Source organism: Natronorubrum bangense (genome assembly GCF_004799645.1).
Lineage (GTDB): Archaea > Halobacteriota > Halobacteria > Halobacteriales > Natrialbaceae > Natronorubrum > Natronorubrum bangense.
On record NZ_CP031305.1, the window covers coordinates 1,368,810 to 1,388,490 of the forward strand.

17 protein-coding genes are annotated in these 19,681 nt (G+C 63.0%); 2 read left to right on the forward strand and 15 right to left on the reverse strand.

What is annotated here, in order from left to right:
* Position 1: 1 nt before the first annotated feature.
* From DV706_RS06835 to DV706_RS06905, 15 genes are all read right to left on the reverse strand, one after another.
* The gene (locus DV706_RS06835) at positions 2-730 is read right to left on the reverse strand and encodes an ABC transporter ATP-binding protein (protein WP_006065364.1); all 729 of its coding nucleotides are present in this window, start codon (positions 728-730) and stop codon (positions 2-4) included.
* Between the two features lies 1 nt (position 731).
* Positions 732-1,490: an ABC transporter ATP-binding protein gene (locus DV706_RS06840; RefSeq protein ID WP_006065363.1), complete on the reverse strand. Its 759-nt coding sequence runs from the start codon at positions 1,488-1,490 to the stop codon at positions 732-734.
* Positions 1,487-2,515, reverse strand: a complete 1,029-nt coding sequence (locus DV706_RS06845; RefSeq protein ID WP_006065362.1) for a branched-chain amino acid ABC transporter permease — start codon at positions 2,513-2,515, stop codon at positions 1,487-1,489. The genes DV706_RS06840 and DV706_RS06845 overlap by 4 nt, the downstream gene beginning before the upstream one ends.
* Positions 2,512-3,438: a branched-chain amino acid ABC transporter permease gene (locus DV706_RS06850; protein WP_006065361.1), complete on the reverse strand. Its 927-nt coding sequence runs from the start codon at positions 3,436-3,438 to the stop codon at positions 2,512-2,514. Before DV706_RS06850 ends, DV706_RS06845 begins: the two co-directional genes overlap by 4 nt.
* Before the next feature lie 13 nt (positions 3,439-3,451).
* Positions 3,452-4,777, reverse strand: coding sequence for an ABC transporter substrate-binding protein (locus DV706_RS06855; RefSeq protein ID WP_240756835.1), 1,326 nt, complete (start codon positions 4,775-4,777; stop codon positions 3,452-3,454).
* 255 nt (positions 4,778-5,032) lie between these two features.
* Positions 5,033-5,500, reverse strand: a complete 468-nt coding sequence (locus DV706_RS06860) for a MaoC family dehydratase (RefSeq protein WP_006065359.1) — start codon at positions 5,498-5,500, stop codon at positions 5,033-5,035.
* Positions 5,501-5,538: 38 nt separating this feature from the next.
* Positions 5,539-7,320, reverse strand: coding sequence for an acyl-CoA carboxylase subunit beta (locus DV706_RS06865; protein WP_006065358.1), 1,782 nt, complete (start codon positions 7,318-7,320; stop codon positions 5,539-5,541).
* 2 nt (positions 7,321-7,322) lie between these two features.
* Positions 7,323-9,155, reverse strand: coding sequence for an acetyl/propionyl/methylcrotonyl-CoA carboxylase subunit alpha (locus tag DV706_RS06870; RefSeq protein ID WP_006065357.1), 1,833 nt, complete (start codon positions 9,153-9,155; stop codon positions 7,323-7,325).
* Between the two features lie 2 nt (positions 9,156-9,157).
* Complete coding sequence (locus DV706_RS06875; RefSeq protein ID WP_006065356.1) at positions 9,158-10,324, reverse strand: acyl-CoA dehydrogenase family protein; 1,167 nt, start codon at positions 10,322-10,324, stop codon at positions 9,158-9,160.
* An 86-nt stretch (positions 10,325-10,410) separates the two neighbouring features.
* Positions 10,411-12,093 (reverse strand): acyl-CoA synthetase, encoded by a 1,683-nt coding sequence (locus DV706_RS06880; RefSeq protein ID WP_006065355.1) that lies wholly within the window; start codon positions 12,091-12,093, stop codon positions 10,411-10,413.
* 260 nt (positions 12,094-12,353) lie between these two features.
* A complete protein-coding gene (locus tag DV706_RS06885; protein ID WP_049889699.1) occupies positions 12,354-13,490 on the reverse strand; it encodes a M48 family metallopeptidase in 1,137 nt (378 codons plus the stop codon).
* A gap of 83 nt (positions 13,491-13,573) precedes the next feature.
* The gene (locus tag DV706_RS06890) at positions 13,574-14,965 is read right to left on the reverse strand and encodes a UbiD family decarboxylase (RefSeq protein WP_006065353.1); all 1,392 of its coding nucleotides are present in this window, start codon (positions 14,963-14,965) and stop codon (positions 13,574-13,576) included.
* Positions 14,962-16,470, reverse strand: a complete 1,509-nt coding sequence (locus tag DV706_RS06895; RefSeq protein WP_006065352.1) for a UbiD family decarboxylase — start codon at positions 16,468-16,470, stop codon at positions 14,962-14,964. Before DV706_RS06895 ends, DV706_RS06890 begins: the two co-directional genes overlap by 4 nt.
* Positions 16,471-16,953 carry a hypothetical protein gene (locus DV706_RS06900; RefSeq protein ID WP_006065351.1) on the reverse strand — a complete coding sequence of 161 codons (483 nt, stop codon included), beginning with the start codon at positions 16,951-16,953 and terminating at the stop codon, positions 16,471-16,473. It abuts the gene before it with no gap.
* 259 nt (positions 16,954-17,212) lie between these two features.
* Positions 17,213-17,650 carry a hypothetical protein gene (locus DV706_RS06905; RefSeq protein ID WP_006065350.1) on the reverse strand — a complete coding sequence of 146 codons (438 nt, stop codon included), beginning with the start codon at positions 17,648-17,650 and terminating at the stop codon, positions 17,213-17,215.
* A gap of 157 nt (positions 17,651-17,807) precedes the next feature.
* Here DV706_RS06905 and DV706_RS06910 point away from each other — a divergent pair, with 157 nt between their 5' ends.
* Complete coding sequence (locus DV706_RS06910) at positions 17,808-18,986, forward strand: aspartate kinase (RefSeq protein WP_006065349.1); 1,179 nt, start codon at positions 17,808-17,810, stop codon at positions 18,984-18,986.
* A gap of 144 nt (positions 18,987-19,130) precedes the next feature.
* Positions 19,131-19,667 carry a hypothetical protein gene (locus DV706_RS06915; protein ID WP_006065348.1) on the forward strand — a complete coding sequence of 179 codons (537 nt, stop codon included), beginning with the start codon at positions 19,131-19,133 and terminating at the stop codon, positions 19,665-19,667.
* Positions 19,668-19,681 lie beyond the last annotated feature (14 nt).

The window sequence follows — 19,681 nt, forward strand, 5'->3', positions numbered from 1 at the left end:
GCTAGCTGCCTTCGAAGATGCGCTTGATCTCTGTGTTGTCGACGATCGGTTCGCCCTCGTCGATACTGGTGACGATCTCACCTCGTTCGATCACGTATCCGCGGTCGGCGATCTCTCCCGCATGGCGGACGTTCGACTCCGCGACGACGATCGCGATACCGAGGTCTTTGATACGCTCGACACCCTCACGGAAGCGCTCTCGTACCGATGGCGCAAGCCCTTCGAACGGCTCATCGAGCAACACGATATCCGGGTCCGACGCGAGCGCCCGGCCGACCGTGACCATCTTCTGTTCGCCGCCGCTGAGCTGGCCAGCAGGCCGATCTAAGAACTCTTCCATCTCCGGGAAGATGTCGAGAATTTGGTCGTGACGCGCCTGGAACTCCTCGTCGCTGATCGAACTGTTGCCCCAGGTTGACATCTGGATGTTGTCCTCGACGGTAAGTGTCGTAAACAGCCGTCGATCCTCCGGGGCGAACCCAATCCCGTGTTGAATCCGCGTCCGCGAGGGCTGGTCCGTCAGATCGGTGCCCCGTACACGGATCGAGCCGTTCTGAATCGACGTCTGTCCCATCACCGTCCGGAACGTCGTCGTCTTGCCGGCTCCGTTACGGCCGATCAGCGCGACCGTCTCGCCCGGCTCGATCCGGATCGAGACGTCCTCGAGGACGGTCGCCTTGTCGAGTGTCACCGTGATGTCTTCGATCTCGAGCAGTGGCGCTTGGCTCATCTCAAACACCCCCCTCGAGGATGAACTGGTTGACCTCTTCTGACTCCATTACGGCTGCGACATCGTCGTCGGCGAGCACGCGCCCCTCGTGGAGGGCGATGATCCGATCGGAGTAATCACGAATGAGTTCCATGTCGTGTTCGATGAATATCAGGCCGATGTTTTGTTCGACCGCTGCCTCGGTGATGGTCTCCATGACGGCGTTTTTCTCACGTGAGCCGACGCCGCTTGTCGGCTCGTCGAGAATCATGATCTCCGGCTCGAGTGCGAACGACATCGCCACGTCGAGTACCTTTCGCACGCCGTGTGGGAGATGCTCGGTGTGATCGTCGGCGTGGGCCTCGAGGTTGAACAACTCGAGAAGCTGTTCCGTCTCACTGACCGAGGCGCTATCTCGGATGGTTGGCATGAACAGGCGGTTGTTCTCCTGTTTTCGCGAGAGTACGCTCGCCTGCATGTTCTCGAACACCGTCATCTCGTCGTAGATCTGTGGGATCTGAAACGAACGGACGAGTCCTCTGCGGACTCGCTTGTACTTCTGCAGGCCGGAAATGTCCTCACCGTCGAAGATGATGGTGCCGTCAGTCAGTGGCAGCGCACCTGAGATGAGGTTCGTGAACGTGGTCTTGCCGGCTCCGTTTGGGCCGATGATGCCGACGATCTCGTCGTCGTAGAACTCGACGCTAACGCCATCGACGGCGACGATACTCCCGAAGTCTTTGCGAACGTTTTCAGTTCTGAGGATTGGCTCTGTACTCATTGTTCACCTCGCCGGTCGTTGAGTCGCTCTACGAGCATCTTGGCACCGCCCCAGATGCCTTTCTCGCGCAGCGTCAGGACGACGACGAACAGCACGAGCCCCATCGTAAAGTGCCAGTACTCGGTGTACGACAGCGCCAACTCTTGGAGCACGATGAAGCCACCGGCACCGACAACCGGACCGAGGAAGGTGCCGATGCCACCGAGCAGTGCCATGAAGACGATCTCGCCCGACATCGTCCAGTCGAGATACTCCGGGGTGATGTGGCCGATCAGGACGGCGTACAGTGCGCCACCGAGACCGACGATCATCGCCGACAGGACCATCGAGTAGACGCGGTATCGAAGGACTGGAACGCCTGTCATCTCCGCTCGCATCTCGTTTTCACGGATCATCTTCAGCGTGAGCCCGAACGGCGACCGAAGGATGAACCAGAGCAGGATGATGGTCGCGGTTAGGAACACTAACACGAAGTGGTAGTAAAACCCCATCAGGTAGATCTGCGCTGGGAGCTCACTGATCGGGATCCCAAAGAAGTCGGGGCGGCTGAGACCGATCCCATCCGTCCCGCGTGTGAGACCGCCGATGTCCCGGATAGCAAGGATATACAGGAGCTGTGCCAGTGCCAACGTCAACAGCGCGAAGTAGATCTCGTGTGTTTTGACGGTCAGTGCGCCGATGATGGCACCGACAATCCCGGACGTGAGCATTGCAAGCAGCATCAACAACACGAGATCGTTGATCCCGACTCGTCCCATCATGAGCACGACGGTGTACATCCCGGTGCCGAAAAACGCCGCGTGACCGAACGACAACAGCCCTGTGTAGCCGAGGACGATGTTGAAGCCGATTGCTGCGATGGCAAAACACATGATCCACGTCAGCAGTCGCGTGTGGTAGGCGTTACCCGTCAGAGCCGGGTACAGAGCAAGCACGACAAACAGGATGATACCCGAGAGGAGCCGCCAGTCCTGGAGTGTCTCTGCCAGTTCGACGTTCTGGAACGTCGGCAAGCGGGTGCTCATTCGACCACCCCCTCATCGCCGAACAGCCCCTCGGGTCTGACGATGATGACGACCACCATTAATGCGAAGACGATCGCCAACTCGATCGCTGGGACGTACGCGATACCGAAGCTTCGCACCATCCCAATGATGAGCGAGGCGACGACGACACCCTTGAGGCTCCCGAGTCCGCCGATGACGATTACGGCGAACGAGAGCAATACGTACTCGAGTGTCACGGCTGGCGTGGCCACGGCAAACGGCACGAACAGGGCCCCACCAAGGGCGGCGATTGCGATCGAGAGGCTGAAGATGAGCACGCGAACCCGGGTGACGTTGATCCCGAGCATCTGGACCATCTCGTAGTCCTCGGACATCGCCTGGGAGATCTTCCCGATCTTCGTTTTGACGAACATCAGATAGAGCCCGACGACACAGAGAACGGCGATCAGGATGACGAACGATCGGTAGGTCGAGATCGATGCCCCGAGAACGTCGACCGTTCCCAACTGTCGTGATGGATTGGTCGCGGCGTCGACGCTGATCGGTGTCGCCCCCCAGAGATACTTGATGATGTCATCGAGCATGAGGATAACACCGAATGTGGCCAGGAGCTGATACACCGGCTCGATCTCGTACAGCGGTGCGAACACCGTCTTGTCGAGGGCTGCAGCCAACACGAACACCACGATCGGGATCACGAAGACGAGCACGAACAGTAGCGCGGCCATCGTCGTCGTGATGTCGCCGATGTTGTTGAGCGTCCAGACGGCGACGTACGCACCCAACCCGTAGAACGCGGCGTGGGCCATGTTCAGCAAGTTGAGAATGCCGAACACGAGCGTCAACCCGACCGAGGCGAAAAACAACAGGGCTGCGAAGTAGAGCCCGTTGAACGTATGTCCCAGCACGAACGGCTGTCCCAGGAGTGTTTCTGGTATCATTGGTAGTCCTCCATTAGAGCGGCTCGATTTCCTCGACCCATTCCATCGTTGGGACACCAGTGGGCGGGTTCACTTCCGTCGCGGCGATGAACTCGAAATCAGTCGTCAGCGGGTGGTCGACGGGGAAGTCGTGGTCCTCCGTTGGCCGCCCGAAGACGGCAGGTGCGGCTGCCTGCGGGCCACGCATCGTGTGCTGACCGTGTGGCATCTCGACTGAGATGTCGTTCATCGACGCCATGAGCTGTTCGCCGGTCGGCCAGTCGCCGATGATCGAGACGGCCCGTTCGACGCCCTCCTGGAGCGTCTTCAGGCCGGCCCAGTCGTGGTACGCTCCCCAGCCTGGGTACTCACCGTACCGGTCGTAGTAGTCGTCGACGAACTGCTGATGATCCTCATCCTCGTCGTAGCGGTAGGTAGGTTGGTAGCCAGCCCGTCCACCAAGCCAGACATTCTCTGGCATATCGCCGCCGAGAGAGCGAAGCAACGGTGCTCCGGTGTCCCCGATGAGCAGCGCTTCACCGATCTGATCGAACAGCCCGCCATCGACGCCCTGCGAGACGAATGTCGCCGTATCTCCGCCCCATAGACTCGAGAACAGGAGATCTGGCTCCTCGCTGGCGATCGCACTCACGTGGGCGCTGTAGTCGGTCTCACCCAGATCGGGGTAGCGCGATTCGACGATGTCGATATCCGGCCTGACGTTCCCAAGAGCCGTCTCGAACATCTCCTGGTGGTCGTGGCCCCAGGCGTAGTCGGGATCGATCGTCACGACCGTCTCGACGTCATCCATCTGCTCGGCCATCCGGACGGCCCCGATCGCGCCCGCAGCGTTCGAGCCGGCTGTGCGGACGACGTGGTCCATCTCCGGGTTCTCCTCGAACAGCTGGTACGTCCCGGGCATCGTCACCAGAAACGGCATCTGCTGATCGTTTGCCGCCGGTGCAACCCCGAGCACGTGCGCACTCGAGATGATGCTAAAGAGCATGTCGACCTCTCCCTCTTGAGCGATCGCCTGCACTTCGCTGATGAGCGAGTCCAGACCAGCACCTTCGTCGAGTCGGTCGACGATTTCGATCTCGCGCTCGCCGAGGAGACCACCCTCCGCGTTGATTTGTTCGACGAGCATATCGGTCGCGTTCATCGCCTGTTCGCCGTAGAACGCGGCCGGCCCGGATTCGAACAGGATCTGTACGATTCGGAACGGTTCGTCCGGAATGCCTTCGATGGTCTCCTGTCCCAGGTCCTCGTCTAAGAGTGCACAGCCGGCTGTCATGCTGACGCCTGACAGTGCCGCTGCCCCTTTCAGATACGTTCGGCGTGATAGTCGTGACTCTCTCATACTCCGTTTCCCCTCAGATTCGTGTTATTTGCGTCGTTCATTGTACTGCCCTGTGTGGCTGTCTGTGTGTCTGGTATCCGCCTCAGCGAGTCCCCTTGCCGACCGTCGATCGCCGCTGCCCGCGTGGGTGGTGGCTTGCACTCTCGAGTCTGCGGTGGGGTGCCCGTCGGGTACCACAGCGACGGCCCCCGCAGCGTAGTCGCCAACGGCCGAGTGCTGGCCGGAGGCTGCCATCGAATCGATGGGAGCTGTTGGTTACGTTTCATTATTGGCTCGTTTTACCGAAAGGACGGTACGTTCGAACTCACAGACCAACGGCTCCTCAGGGTCGTTGACTTTGAACACCTCGACGTGCATGGTGACGATACCCCGTTGGCCGTCGCTGGTCTCTCGTTTCTCCGTCACGGTCGATTGGACACGGATCGTGTCGCCGTGAAAGACCGGCTCCGGATGCTCGACGTCGTCATACGAGAGGTTGGCGACGATGGTGCCGTCAGTCGTCTCGGGAATCGTGATGCCGACCGCGAGCGACATCGTGTAGAGGCCGTTGACCAGCCGTTCGCCGAACGCCGTCTCGGACGCAAACGCCGCGTCGAGATGCAACGGCTGCTGGTTCATCGTCATATCGCAGAACCGCTGGTTATCGCTCTCGCTGATCGTCCGTCGGCGCTCGTGTTCGATCGTCTCGCCGATTTCGAACTCCTCGTAGTACAGTCCGGTCATAAATATATCTATTATCTGACTTTTATTACAGTTCGAGCTTAGAGGATCGTCCCGTGTTTCTTGTCCGGCAGGTCTTTCTCGACGGTCTCGTAGAACGCAAAGCGGGCCTCGAGTTCCTCTCGAAGCGAACTCGGCGCCACGATCTCGTCGATGACGACCTCGCTGGCCATTCGGTGGACGTTGATATCCTCGCGGTACTCCTCGCGCAGCTCTTGCTCTTTTTCGGCGCGTTCGTCCGGATCGTCGATCGCGGCCAGCTTGTTCGCATAGACGGCGTTGATCGCCGCTTCGGGACCCATGATGGCGATCTCGCCGCTCGGCAGGCCGATCACGCCTTCCGGATCGTAGGCCGGCCCCGACATGGCGTAAATCCCTGCGCCGTAGGCCTTGCGGACGACGACGGACTGTTTGGGCACCGTCGCCGAGGACGTCGCGTAGATCATCTTCTTGCCCTGTTCTAAGATGCCGTCTTTCTCGACCTGTGAGCCGGCCATGAAGCCGGGCGTGTCACACAGGTACAACAGCGGGATGTCGTAGGCGTCGCAGGTCCAGATGAACTCCGCGGCCTTCTCGGCAGCGTCGGGGAAGATCGCACCAGCGCGGTGGTTTGGCTGGTTGGCGACGATCCCGATCGGTCGGCCGTCGATACGAGCGAAGGACGTGATGATCTCCGGGCCGTACTCCGGCCGGAGCTCGAGTGTCGAGCCGGCGTCGACGACGCGCTCGATGACGTCGTTCATGTCGTAGCCACGGTTCGGTTCCTGTGGCACGACGGAATCGATCCCCTCGGGAGCCCGTGCGGGAGCCGTCCCCTCGGTCTGCGGTGGCTCCTCGTCTGCGTTGTCCGGCAGGTAGCCGATAAGCTTCGCGACGAGTTCGCGGGCGTGTTCCTCGTCTTCTGCGATCAGGTCCGCGCTGCCGGAGTGGCGAGCGTGGACGTCCGGACCGCCGAGGTCCTGGAGGTCGATCTCCTCGCCGGTGACCATCTCGACCATCCGGGGGGAGGCGATCGCCATCGCCGAGACGTCTCGGACCATGACGGTGAAGTCGGCAAACACCGGTGTGTAGGCGGCTCCGGCGATACAGGGGCCGTAGAGCACGCAGATCTGTGGCACGCGGCCCGACAGCATCGAGTGGTTGTAGTAGTATTTCCCGATCCCCTCGCGATTCGCGAAGAACCCGCTTTGCTGGTCGATCCGGCCGCCCGAGGAGTCCATCAGGTACAGCACCGGCCGGCCGGTTTTCAGCGCGCGCTGTTGCATCCGAAGGAACTTCTCGACGCCTTTCTCGGCCATCGACCCCGCCTTGACGGTGAAGTCGTTGGCCATGAAATGCAGGTCTCGGCCTTCGAACTCGGCAGCGCCGGTGATCAGCCCGTCCGCGGGCAGTCGATCGTCCGACTCGGGGTCGCTGTCCTGGCCGCTCGGATGCCACGCGTCGAAGTTGGCGAACTTGCCGTCTTCGAACGAGAGGCCGTCCTCGCCGAACCAGAGATCGAGTCGGTCGCGAACGAACAGCTTCCCCTGATCGGAGAGGCGCTCGCGGTACTTTTCGGGGCCCCCCTCGAGGATGTCGTCGATCTCGGCTTGCAGCGTCTCCTCGCGCTTGGTTGGGCCGAGTGGCTCCGCACTGCCGCCGTCGCCAGTCGCCGTTTCGCCGGTCGTCGCGTCGCCTGCGCTCGCCTCGGGCGAGGCACTCGCGAGGAGGTCATCGCCCCGTTGGGCGTACAGTTCGACGTCCTCGCCGAAGTGCGAGGCGAGTGCCTTCGCGATCGCCTGTGCTTCCTGATCGGTTGCCGTCGTGTTGATTTTCAGTTCCATCGTTACTCTAGGACGACCAGTGGGTCGCCCATATCAACTGTGTCACCGTCCGTCACGGCAACGTCCGCGACGGTGCCGGCGGCCGGTGCCACCACGTCGTTTTCCATCTTCATCGCCTCGAGGACGCAGACGACCTCTCCCTGTGCGACTCGTTCGCCGGGGGAGACGTTCACGGAGAGCACGGTTCCCTGCATCTCAGCTGTCACTGCGTCGCTCGCGGTGACCTGTCCACCGGCGCTGCCGGTGCTCGAGGCCGTCGATCCCGTCGCGGAGCCGCCCGCGTCGGCCCCGCCGTTACTGCTGGCTGCCCGCGGGATGTCCCCAGTGACGGCGACGTCGAACCGCTGTCCCTCGACCTCGACGACAAGGTCGTTCGTCGAGTCGCTGCCGGTCGCGCCGTCGTCGTCGACGGCCGTACTCCAGCGTTCGACGGCGGCTGCGAGGTCGTCGTCGCTGACTGTCTCATCGAGATAGTTTGTCGTGTGTGCGCCCGCGCGAAACGTCTCGTCTTCGAGCATCAGCCGGTGGAACGGAATCGTCGTCTCGACGCCGACGTCGAAGTGGGTGAGTGCTCGTCGCGACCGCTCGAGACAGCGCTCTCGCGTCGGTGCGCGAACGATCAGCTTCGCGATCATCGAGTCGTAGTCGCCGGCGATCACGTCTCCCTTTGCGATCGCGTCGTCGATCCGGACGCCGAGGCTGCCCGGCGGGTCGTAGGTAGACAACGTGCCTGGCGTCGGCGCGAACCCGTTCGCGGGGTTCTCGGCGTTGATCCGAAACTCCATCGCGTGGCCGTCGATCTCGATGTCGTCTTGCGTGTAGGGGAGTTCCTCGCCGGCTGCGATGCGGAGCTGTTCGCGGACGATGTCGATGCCCGTTACCTCCTCGGTAACGGTGTGTTCGACCTGAATCCGGGTGTTGACCTCCATGAAGTAGAACTGCGGTTCGGCGGCGTCGCCGCCTTCCCCTCGTTGCGTCTCCGACGCAACGCTGTCTTCCACGAGGAACTCCACCGTGCCCGCGTTCGTGTAGTCGGCCTCGCGGACGCCCCGTCGGGCCGCGTTGCCGATCGCCTCGCGAAGCTCCGAATCGAGGGCCGGGCTCGGCGCTTCTTCGATCACCTTCTGGTGGCGACGCTGGAGCGAGCAGTCTCGCTCACCCAGATGCAGCGCCGTCCCGTGTTCGTCCGCGAGAATCTGAACCTCGACGTGTTTTGGGGCCTCGAGGAACTTCTCGACGTAGACCGAGTCGTTGTCGAAGTAGGCCTCGCCCTCGCGTTTGGCGCTCTCGAAGGCGTCCTCGACCTCGTCGTCGCCGCGGACGATCTTCATGCCGCGGCCGCCACCACCGCCTTCGGCCTTGATGGCGATCGGGTAGCCGAACTCGTCGCCCAGCTCGCGCACCTCGGCGGCCGACTCGACGGGGTCGGTCGTCCCCGGCACGACCGGGACGTCAGCGTCTTGCATGATCCGCCGGGCGTTGGTCTTTTCGCCCAAGGCCGTCATGGCGTCACTCGAGGGACCGACCCAGGTGATCCCTTCGGCGTCCTCGACCTGGCTTGCGAACGCGGCGTTTTCCGCGAGAAAGCCGTAGCCGGGGTGGATCGCGTCGGCTCCCGCGCGGTTGGCGACCTCGATGATCTCGTCGCCGTCGAGATACGACTCGCTTGCCGGCGCGGGGCCGATGTTGTACGCTTCGTCGGCGTATTCGATGTGGCCGCCGTCTCGGTCGGCGTCGCTGTAGACGGCGACCGTTTCGATGCCGAGTTCCTCACAGGCGCTCATGACGCGGACGGCGATTTCGCCGCGGTTCGCGACCAGTAGTTTCTCGAACATGGTCAGTAGGATTTGGGGAAGCCGAGCTGTTGGCCGATGTGGTTGTACGCCATCTGCTGAGAAACGGGTGCGAGTCGCGTGAGGTTGATCTCGCGCCACCAACGCTCGACGTCGTACTCCGTGGCGTACCCCCAGCCGCCAAAGGCCTGCATCGAGTGTTTGACTGCCTCGATGCCGGCGTCGACGGCCGTCGCCTTCGCGACGTTAGTCTCGTAGCCACACTCTTCGCCCTGATCGTAGAGCCAGGCGGCTTTCTCACGCATGAGCGCGGCCGTCTCCATTTTCGCGTAGGCTTCCGTGATCGGGAACGAGACGGCCTGGTGGGTGCCGATCGGTGCGCCGAAGATCTCGCGGTCGTTGGCGTACTGGATCGCTGCGTTCGAAGCGAGTTTGCCGATTCCGGTGCCGGCGGCCGCGAAGCCGATTCGCTCGGGGTTGAGCATGTCGACCAGTACCCACCAGCCGTCGTCTTCCTCACCCAGTAGGTTCTCCTTGGGCACGCGAACGTTCTCGAGGAACACCTCACACGATTTCGAGTAGTTCATCGCGTGTTTTGGGATCGGGGAGACGTCGATGTTCGGGTCGTCCATATCGACGACGAAGAGGCTGATTCCGTCGGTGCCGCGGTCGACCTCTTCACGGGGCGTCGTCCGCGTGACGAGGATCATGTTGTCGGCCCGATCCGCGAACGTGATCCACGCCTTCTTGCCGTTGAGGACGTACTCGTCGCCGTCCTTTTCGGCTCGAGTGGCGACGTTGAGCGTGTTCGTTCCTGCCTCGGGCTCGGTGATCCCGATCGAGAAGTTGCGCGCGCCGGTTGCGATGTCGGGCAGGTAGCGTTCTTTCTGTGCCTCGGTGCCGTTTTCGCGGATGCCGACGGCGGCCATCCCGGCGGTCAACACGAGATACCACGTGCCGGCCATGCCACAGCCCTCGGCACAGAGGGTTTCCATGGCCAACCCCATCTCCTGCATTCCCATGCCAGCGCCGTCGTACTCCTCGGGGACGAGGAGACCGTGGAAGCCGGCCTCGCCGAGTTCGTTCCAGAACGCCGTGGAGAACTCGCCGTTTTCTTCTTTCTCGCGCCAGTGTTCCGGTCCGTACTGCTCGGCGATCTCCGCCGCTGTCTGGCGGATCATCGACCGTTCGTGTGTGTCTTCGAAGTTCATCGGTGGATTCGTATCGTATCGTCCGGGACATCCCGGGTGCTGCTGTCGCATCGTTCGATCGCTGTACTCGAGGCGTTCGGACCTGATCAGGCCGCCTCGACTTCCTCTTCGACCTCGTCTTGGAGCTCCGTCCGGCGGATCTTCCCGGTGACCGTCTTGGGCAGTTCCTCGCGGAACTCGATCTCACGGGGGTACTCGTGGGCCGAGAGCTCGTCTCGCACATGGGCTTTGATCTCCTCTTTGAGCTCGGCGGAGGTCGTCGTCCCCTCGCTTGGCACGATGTAGGCTTTCACGATGTTGCCCCGCTCGCGGTGGGGTTTGGGCACGACGGCGGACTCGGCGACGGCCTCGTGTTCGCCGAGTGAACTCTCGACCTCGAACGGACCGATCCGGTAGCCCGACGAGAGGATGACGTCGTCAGCCCGGCCCTCGAACCAGAGGTAGCCGTCCTCGTCTTTGTGGGCGAGGTCGCCCGAGAGATACCACTCGCCATCGGGGCCATCGATGAAACACTCCGCGGTCTTCTCTGGTTTCTGCCAGTACTCCGCGAAGAAGCAGGGGTAGTCCCCGCGTTGGGCGATCTCGCCCGTTTCGCCGGGCTCGAGGACTTCGCCCGTCTCCGGATCGACGATATCGGCCTCGACCCCGGGCAGCGGCTTGCCCATCGAGCCCGGCCGGAGCTCCATCGTCGGATAGTTGTTGATAATCATGTTGCCCGTCTCGGTCTGGCCGTAGGTGTCGTGGATCGTCACCCCAAGCGTCTCCTCGCCCCATTCGACGACGCCCGCCGAGAGTGGTTCGCCGATCGACAGCGCGTGTCGCAGATCAAGCGTGACGTCCTCGAGGACCTCCTCGTGTTCGCGCAGCATCCGGTAGGCCGTCGGCACCGAGAACAACACCGTGATGGGGAACTCATCGAGCAAATCGGCCCACGTTTCGGGGTCGAACTCGCCCTCGTAGGTGAACAGGGCAGTGCCCCAGAACCAGGCCCCGAGCGTGTTGATCGGGCCGGTTAGCCAGCCCAGGTCGCCGGTCGACCAGTAGCAGTCGCCCTCCTGGAGGTCGACAGCGTACTTCTGGGTGGCGGCGACACCGGTAACCCACCGGTGTTTGTGTCGGACACCTTTCGCCAGCCCCGTTGTGCCGCTGGTGTAGTAGAGCAAGGCGTCGTCCTCGCCGCCCGTCGCCGCCGGCTCGTACTCGCGACTCGCCGTCTCCATCTCGCTGTAGTAGCTGACGTCGCCGCGTCGAATGCCCGTCCCGTCGTCGCTGACGATGATGACGTGTTCGACCGACGGGGCGTCCTCGAGGGCCGCTTCGACGGTGTCGCGGTTGTCGGCGGTGGTGACGATCGCTTTCGCATCACAGTCGTCCAGCCGATAGGAGATGCCGTCGGGGCCGAAGCGCTCGTTGATGCCGCCGAAGACGGCCCCGCGTTTGAGCGTCCCCACCAGCGCGACGTAGTGTTCGGGGATTCGGGGCATGTAGGAGAAGACCCGATCGCCCTGGTCGATACCGAGATCCTCGAGGACGTTCGCGAACTGACTCGTCTGGTTGGCCAACTCCCAGAACGTCAGCGTCGTCAACTCACCGTCCTCGCCCACCTGATAGAGGGCGACTTTCTCCTTGTTCTCGGCGTGTCGATCACAGACCTCGTGGGCGATGTTCAGTTCACCCGGTGCGTCCCAGTCAGCCGCATTGTAGAGGTCGTCCCAGCTAAATTCCTCGCGAACCTGCTCGTAATCCGGAAGATTGTGGCTCGATGGCATACACCACTGCTGGTCCCATTCTCAGTAATAACTGCACCGGATGTTTTCAACATCCATGAGTAAAATAGAAACGAATGGTTCCGTCCGTCGCGGTCCAAAACCCGACGCCGGCTTGCGTAAACAGTTTCGAAAACACCATTCAAGTCGATTTGGAGGGGTCGTCAGCGAATGCGCGACTCGAGTTCCTCGAGACGTGGCAGTTGGTGGAATCGACCGAGCGACGTCCACACCGCCAGAAAACGACGGGCAGACCGTCCGTCTCAGTTCCGTCGCCGTCGCTCGAGCGTTCGCAACCGCTCGGTCCGGGCCTCGGTCGCCGGATGGGTCTGCGGCCGCCACGCGAGCAGGCGACGAACGCGTGTCGACACCGGTGTGATGATCCACTCGCGAAGCCACCGGCCAACGTAGAGTACGGCCCGATCCACGACATCCGGATCCGTGAACTCGGGTGTGAGTTTCGGGGCCCATCGGTCGACCCAGTGCTCGTCCTCGTCGTCCTCACGCGCCTCGAGTGCCAGCGGTTGGGCGACGATGCCGAGCGTCGCGCTGGCGTCGACCCGGACGTCCCGCGCCGGGCGTACGTCCTCGAGCGTCTCGAGGGCAGCGGCCAGCGCGGCTGGGTTTCCGGTGAGCTGGACCGCACCACGATCGGCGGCGTACTCGCGAGCCTTCGAGAACAGGCCGAGCGCGATCGCGTTCACGCCGAGTAGGCCCCGCGCGACGGCGCTCAAGCCGAGATAGCCCAGTCCGAGCACGATGATCGGAATCGCGAGGACGATGATCCCAATACCGGTGATGATCGCCAGCCACAGGGTGGCCCAGAGCACGCGCCGAAGCCGCCGTTCGCGCTCGAGCAGCCGATCGCCGACTGCGACGGTCGCGGCGACGGCGGTAACGACCGGGAGGTCGCGGTTCGCGATATGGGCGACCTCGTGTGCGAGCGCCGCGTCGAGTTCGTCGTCGTCGAGAGCCTCGAGCAGTCCCGTCGTCACGACGATCGTCGGCGACCGTTGGGTGCCGACGGTCAGACAGCCCGGGTCGGCGTCGTCGGCGACGGCGACCGAGGGTCGGGGGACGTCTGCCTGCGTTGCCAGTCGCTGGACTCGTCCACCGACGTTTCGCGGTCCATCGCCCTCGAGGTCGGCAAGCGCGAGTCCAGAAACGACTGTCCGGGAGCCGTACCGTGCCTGCACGGCAACGAGGCCGACCGCACCGAAGAGAACTGCGCCGATGGCGGGTGCGAGCCCGACCTCGAACTCGATCGAGCGCCCGCTCGCAGAGAGGAGTTGGCTGCCACTCCACGCGACCACGGACAGTACGAGTCCGTTGACGGCCACTACCAGCGCAAGCGCGCCAGCGATTCGACACTGCAACCGTCTATCTGGCGTGAGTGGCACGGGCCAGTGTACGTTCCGTCTCAGTAACAGTTTTTGGGACAGTTCGGCCTCGAGACTGGCGTGCACTCGAGCCGATCCACTCGCTACAGCACGTCGTCGAGGTCGGCGTCGAACCCGAACTCGCCCCACGAGCCCTGAATGGCTGCCCGAAGCGTGGGCGGGTACGACTCGGTCACCGAGACCCGCGGCGCGATATACGCCTCTTCCCAGCGTGGGTCCCACGTCGCGTCAATGTAGAGGCGAGCACCGGTGTCGTCCCGGCTGTAGGTTGGCAGCCGGGCGACTGGGGCGTTGGGTTCGCTGAACAGCCAGTCTCGAGCGGGATGAGCTTTCACCCAGATATCGCCGAAGACCTGCCCGAGGTCGCGCGGGCTGGTGTCCTCGTCGACGAGCACGACCGTATCGAAACAGTCTGAAAAGAAAAACAGGAAGTTCGACAGCTGCCACTCGAAGCCAGCGTACAGGATCTCCGTCGAGATGACGCAGATGCCGAGCCGGCCCGCCGCCGGGAGCAAGAGCCACTCGACGGGCGAGACGCCCCAGTAGTTGTTGACTCGATCGTAGAGCTGTGCTGCCAGTGCGAGCCCGACGAGTTGCAGGTCGTCGGCGAGTGGCACGCCAAGTGGCGTAAACGGAACGATAGCGTTCTCGCGGGTGAACACGCTGGTGACGTCGAGTGTCAACGTCGACCCATCGACGAGTTGCTCCCAGAACGCTCGCTTTTCCGACCGCGTATCCGGCTGTTTGTCGGCGATTTTGGCCTCGAGAACGACCTCAGTCGAACTCGGGACGACCCCGCCGGCGGTCGGGATCACTGGCACTGTCGAGCCGACGCGTCGGTCCTCGATCGGCTCTCCGAGCCGGTCGGTCACCGTCAGGAGCGTCGTCGATGCAAGCGCTTCGGAGGGGACACCCAGTGCCACGGTCACTGCCTCGCCACGAGCGAACCGATCGGTTATCGCATCGGGCACGCGGGCGCGAATGGTATTAGTATCGATAACCGTCCCATGAAGTGGCGCCCAGTATGTACCCTCGTCAGTTCCGACCGACAGCAGGCCGAGTGTCATATGCGGCCAGGTCTCTCCTGGCGGCGTCGGAAAGCCGAGTTCCCGCACCGTTCGATCGGTGGCGGTCGCCGCGCGTTCGACGTACGTGACGTCGCGTTTGTCGATCCGCTCGCCGAGTCCGGCAATCGTCTCGAGGACATCGACGTACTCGGGGTCTCGGTCGACGCCAAGGCCGATTCCGAGTCGGGTCCAGGGGTATCGTTCCTGGCGACTCAGCTGGTCGACCCCACCGTAGACCCCGCTGACGAGGTTGATGCGGTCGTCGGCCGCCGTCAACCGCACTGCTGGTCCATCAGCCCGGAGCGCCTCGCTGGCGATGACCTGTGGCGACGGCGAATCAGGGCGCTCGAGCGAGCAGCAGTCGTCGGTCTTTCGCAGGAACTCGAGGTGGGTTCGAAACGCCGTCATTGGTCCGGCTCGATCGTGTGAGGAGGTTCGAACGCCGATTCGGGAACGCCGGCTCGAGCGAGCAGGTCGCGGGCCTGCTCGCGGGCAGCTCGGTCGCCGATCGACTGGGGCAGTCGGTCGCCGCCGGCGCGGGCATCGATGTACGCTTTTGCCGTCTTGGTCTTCGACGTTCCGACGCTTGCGCTCCCCTTCTCGTCGGGCGTCTGGTAGATGTTGAGCGGCACTTTCGGCATGCGCTCGACACCGAACTGATGAAAGTCCGTGGCAGGATCGGCGTGGAGAGCGATCGCCTCGATCACTGCACGGGGCGAAAGCGGGTTGACGTCGCTGTCGACGAAGACGAAGAAATCGATGTGCAGCATGCCCCAGGTTGTAAAGATGAAGTTCGCGAGCTCGTGTAGCGAGCCGGGGTACGGCCGCTCGGTCGCGATGACCCAGACCGTCTGGGAGGTAAACGGCCATGGCACGGCTAACTCGACGTCGAAGCCGGCAACCCGCAACCCCAACGTGGCGTCTGGCCCACCCGCCGCGAGAGCGAACGTACTCGTGGAGTTCTCCCCGTAGCCGACACCGCTGCCTTCGACACAGAAAGGGACGTACGGCTGTTTACGGTGGGTAATGGCGTCGACCTCGAGTACGGGCATCGAGCGCCGGGGGCCGTTCATATAGCCGAAGTAGTCGCCGAAGGGGCCCTCGTCGAGACGTTCCTCCGGCATCACACGCCCCTCAATGACGATCTCGGCCGATGCGGGGACGGCAAGATCGTTCGTCTCACAGTCAACGAGGCCGACCGGCGACTGCTGGAGCCCACCAGCGAACGAGACCTCGCTTCGCCCCACCGGGATCCACACCTCGGCGGTGGACTCGATGGCCGGTCCGGCACCGATCGTCAGCGCGATGGGCATCGGCTCATCGTTGCGTTCGTACTCGAAGTAGTAGCGGTTCGGCACCTGTTCGCCTGCCAAAAAGAGCAGACTCGCCTGTGAGTCGTCGTGAATCATCGCCCGGTGGCGCGACCAGCTTCCCCACTCGCTGTCGGGATCGGGCGCGACGACCGTCGCGAGTGTCGCGTATCGGCCGCCGTCGCCCTGGTGAATGTACGGCCAGGGAAACTCGAGCAAGCTCGCATCCGTTCCCGTCCGGACGACCTCCTTGCAGGGGGCTTCGGCGTCGGAGACGACCTGCGGTTCGACCGGCTCAGAGAGCCGATCGATCATCCCCTCGTAGTAGGCTGGGCCGGAGTCAACCGGGAGGTCGAACGCCCGAGCGAACCACTCCCAGGGCCGGTGCTGGGGGCCGCGGTAGGGATCGCCGACGAGCCGCGCAGCAGTCTCACCACACCGAGACTGGACCGACTCGAAGACCGGGATCTTGTCGTCCGTCTCGTTTGCCAGCATCGTGATCGCGCTCGCCTCGAGATCCCAGGAGACCTCGTCAGTGATCCGCGTGAGCGCGTCTCCATCCTCGAGGACGTCGAGAAACGCCCGAAACGATTCAACAGCCATTCAGTGGCCCTCGAGTGCCTCTCGAAGTGGGTCGGTTTCGTGTTCGCGTTTGACCTCGACGTACGTCTCGAGCACTGACGGATGCTCATCGGCGAGGCCGGCAAACAGGAGCGCTCGAGCCGCATCTGCTGTCGAGTCGTACTCCCCAGCGTCGACGAGATACTGCAACAGGACGTTCAGATCGCTCGATCTCGTATTGATGACGTTCGATCGCTCCTGTTGGTCCTCGAGCAGTTCCTCGAGTCGGTCTTCGATATCTCTCGTTTCGTCGACGAACTCGATATACCACTGTTCTGTCGTGGTCTCGTGGGGCCCTTTGACAACCGAGAGCGGCTCCGGCTGCTCGAGCTGTGTCGGATCTTTCGAAACGCGCGCCCGGGAGTGAAAGATCTCTTTCGTCTCGGCATCGCGTATCTGAAGCACTGTCTCCGCCCCCTCACCGTTCGGAAGATGCTTTTCAGCAGTGATATACGTGTTTGACATACCCTCGAGCACCGAAATCGTTCACAGTCCGATATGTGTCTACGACCCGCACGTGCCAGTGTATCAACACTCGATGCAGAGACTATAATGTTTTTGCACGGCAGTGGCTACCGACCGCGGATCAGATCTGGAGTCGCCGGTCGACTCATACGGACTGCTGTCCCGATGTTCCGGCGCGACCGCAGGACGGCTCGCGGTCGTGCCGGCACTGACTGACAACGGTCCGTATCACCACACGTGCCGACGATGACTGTGACGACTATGGCTCGAGCCGGAATCGGACCGTCGGTGAGCCATCAAACTGCGGCCCACGACCATGCCGCTCGAAGCCGAGTTCTTTGGCGGCGTCCTCGACTGGTTCCGTCTCCGGCGAGACCAACACTTCGACGGCCATCGATTCGCGTTCGGCGAACCGAACTGGCTCGGCGAGGAGTCGCTCGCACGCTTCGTTGGTCCCGTCGAGTTGAGTTACGTGAACCGTGTCCGCTTTGGCGTCAAAGCTGATGAACCCCAGTAGATCCTCGGGATCAGAGCCGTTGTACTGTGGGCCATCGATATCCGCGTTCGGATCGTGTGTCCCGTCTTCGGCGACGCGCACCGTCCGATCGTGGACGAGATTCCGCATCACGTCGGTCGGCGAGTCAGCGATCGACGCGAGCGCGTCTGCGTCTGCCTCGAGAGCGTCCCGTACGTTCATCGTCGTGTGGTAATGCTATGCATGAACATAAATCCCGCCTGCGGGACGGCAGCCTGATAAAAGCGCACCAGATGGGACACAGTTATCTGCTCGCTCTGGTAACGGTGTGGCATATGTGCGAAGTTATCGTCATTCGAGCGGCAGATGAGGTGGCAGTATGCGCGTTGTAGCCAAATTCGGCGGTACGAGTCTCGGCAGTGGTGACCGAATCAATCGTGCTGCAGATTCGATCGCAGCCGCCGTCGAGGACGGCCACGAGATCGCTGTCGTCGCCAGTGCGATGGGATCGACCACGGACGATCTCTTAGACGAAATCACCTTCGAGACGGGCGACGCCGACCGTGCCCAGATCGTCAGTATGGGCGAGCGAACGTCCGTCCGGATGCTCAAGGCCGCCCTGTCGGCTCGTGGCATCAACGCGACCTTCCTCGAGCCTGGCAAAGACGGCTGGCCTGTCATCACCGACGAGTTCGGCGAAGTCGACGTCGAAGAGACCCAGAAACGTGCCCTCGAGGTTGCTGATGATCTCGAGAACACGGTGCCAGTGCTCACCGGCTTCCTCGCGGAAGGAACGGATGGCTCGATCACGACGCTAGGCCGTGGTGGCAGCGACACTACGGCGGTCATGATGGGCAAGTACATGGACGCCGACGAGGTCGTCATCGTCACCGACGTCGAAGGCGTCATGACCGGCGACCCGAACGTCGTCGAAGGCGCTCGCAACGTCGGCGAGATCTCCGTCGACGAACTGCGGAACCTCTCGTTCCGCGGGGCCGAAGTCGTCGCCCCTTCCGCGCTGTCGTACAAAGACGGCGGCCTCGACGTCCGCGTCGTCCACTATCAGCACGGTGACCTGCTCTCCGGCGGGACGAGCATCGAAGGCGAGTTCAAGAACCTCGTCGACCTGCGCGAAAAGCCCCTTGCCTGCCTGACCGTCGCTGGTCGTGCGATCCGTAACCAGCCCGGCGTCTTCCACCATCTCTCGGAGTCGCTTTCGGAAAACGAAATCAACATCGACGCTGTCGCCAGCGGGATGGACACGGTCACGTTCTACATCGACGAAGACGAGGCCGAACGTGCCGAAAACATCCTCCACCGTGAGGTCATCGCTCGCGACGAGCTCTCGAGTGTCACCGTCGACTCACCGATCGCAGTCATCCGCGTCACTGGCGGCGAACTCCCCAACCAGCCGGGGATCATCAGCGAGATCGTCAACCCGATCGCTGAGGCACGGATCCACCTCCAGGATATCATCACGAGCGCGACCAGCGTCGCACTGTTCGTCGAATGGGACGACCGTGAGGATACTCTCGAGCTGACCCAGGACCTCTTCTAACCACCGACCGGTGGTCCTGCGGTTCTCGACCACTCCTCAAGCATGTCGTCTGCTGGCCGAAAGCGGTGCGTAGAAACTGGTAGTAACTCGTGAACGTCCAGTAACAGGGTCGTAACGAAGGCCGGGCGTGAGCCACTCGAGGCCATGAGTACGGAGCCAACGGACGCCTTTCCCGAGATCGACCCCGACCCTGACGCGGTTCTGGCCGCGTTCGGCATCGATTCGCCCGACGAGCTCGCTGCAGCTGGCGGTGCCCACGACCCAACACGCGACGACCAGCTCGATGCCGACGACACGACGGCGGCCGACCTGTTCGCCAACCTGCAGGACGCCGATCCGGAGCCACAGCCGGTCGCAGCCGCAGACGGCGGCGACCCGAGTTCGAGCGATGACGCCGACGAATCGACCGCGCAGGCCGACGACGACCTCGAGTTCGAGTTCATCGGCGATGCGGCTGTGACGGTTCGGGACGACGGCGACGTGATCGATGAGACGGCGGCCGACCTCCGTGCGCTCACGGCCACAGCCACGGCCGCGGCGACCGACGCTGAGCCGGACCGGTCGGCGCAGACGGGTCCCGATACCGACACCACGGCCGACCTAGACCTCGTCGGGCCCGAACCGACGCCGACGCGGGTCGCCAACGAGCGCTTCAACAGCGCCAGCGCCGACGGCCGGTAGATCCGCCGACCGCT

What these genes read in the sequence shown, in the direction of transcription:
- DV706_RS06900 (WP_006065351.1), bottom strand. Translation starts at nt 16,953, where the DNA reads ATGTCAAACACGTATATCACTGCTGAAAAGCATCTTCCGAACGGTGAG.
- DV706_RS06850 (WP_006065361.1), bottom strand. Translation starts at nt 3,438, where the DNA reads ATGATACCAGAAACACTCCTGGGACAGCCGTTCGTGCTGGGACATACG.
- DV706_RS06890 (WP_006065353.1), bottom strand. Translation starts at nt 14,965, where the DNA reads ATGACGGCGTTTCGAACCCACCTCGAGTTCCTGCGAAAGACCGACGAC.
- DV706_RS06910 (WP_006065349.1), top strand. Translation starts at nt 17,808, where the DNA reads ATGCGCGTTGTAGCCAAATTCGGCGGTACGAGTCTCGGCAGTGGTGAC.
- DV706_RS06840 (WP_006065363.1), bottom strand. Translation starts at nt 1,490, where the DNA reads ATGAGTACAGAGCCAATCCTCAGAACTGAAAACGTTCGCAAAGACTTC.
- DV706_RS06845 (WP_006065362.1), bottom strand. Translation starts at nt 2,515, where the DNA reads ATGAGCACCCGCTTGCCGACGTTCCAGAACGTCGAACTGGCAGAGACA.
- DV706_RS06870 (WP_006065357.1), bottom strand. Translation starts at nt 9,155, where the DNA reads ATGTTCGAGAAACTACTGGTCGCGAACCGCGGCGAAATCGCCGTCCGC.
- DV706_RS06875 (WP_006065356.1), bottom strand. Translation starts at nt 10,324, where the DNA reads ATGAACTTCGAAGACACACACGAACGGTCGATGATCCGCCAGACAGCG.
- DV706_RS06855 (WP_240756835.1), bottom strand. Translation starts at nt 4,777, where the DNA reads ATGAGAGAGTCACGACTATCACGCCGAACGTATCTGAAAGGGGCAGCG.
- DV706_RS06880 (WP_006065355.1), bottom strand. Translation starts at nt 12,093, where the DNA reads ATGCCATCGAGCCACAATCTTCCGGATTACGAGCAGGTTCGCGAGGAA.
- DV706_RS06865 (WP_006065358.1), bottom strand. Translation starts at nt 7,320, where the DNA reads ATGGAACTGAAAATCAACACGACGGCAACCGATCAGGAAGCACAGGCG.
- DV706_RS06895 (WP_006065352.1), bottom strand. Translation starts at nt 16,470, where the DNA reads ATGGCTGTTGAATCGTTTCGGGCGTTTCTCGACGTCCTCGAGGATGGA.
- DV706_RS06835 (WP_006065364.1), bottom strand. Translation starts at nt 730, where the DNA reads ATGAGCCAAGCGCCACTGCTCGAGATCGAAGACATCACGGTGACACTC.
- DV706_RS06915 (WP_006065348.1), top strand. Translation starts at nt 19,131, where the DNA reads ATGAGTACGGAGCCAACGGACGCCTTTCCCGAGATCGACCCCGACCCT.
- DV706_RS06905 (WP_006065350.1), bottom strand. Translation starts at nt 17,650, where the DNA reads ATGAACGTACGGGACGCTCTCGAGGCAGACGCAGACGCGCTCGCGTCG.
- DV706_RS06860 (WP_006065359.1), bottom strand. Translation starts at nt 5,500, where the DNA reads ATGACCGGACTGTACTACGAGGAGTTCGAAATCGGCGAGACGATCGAA.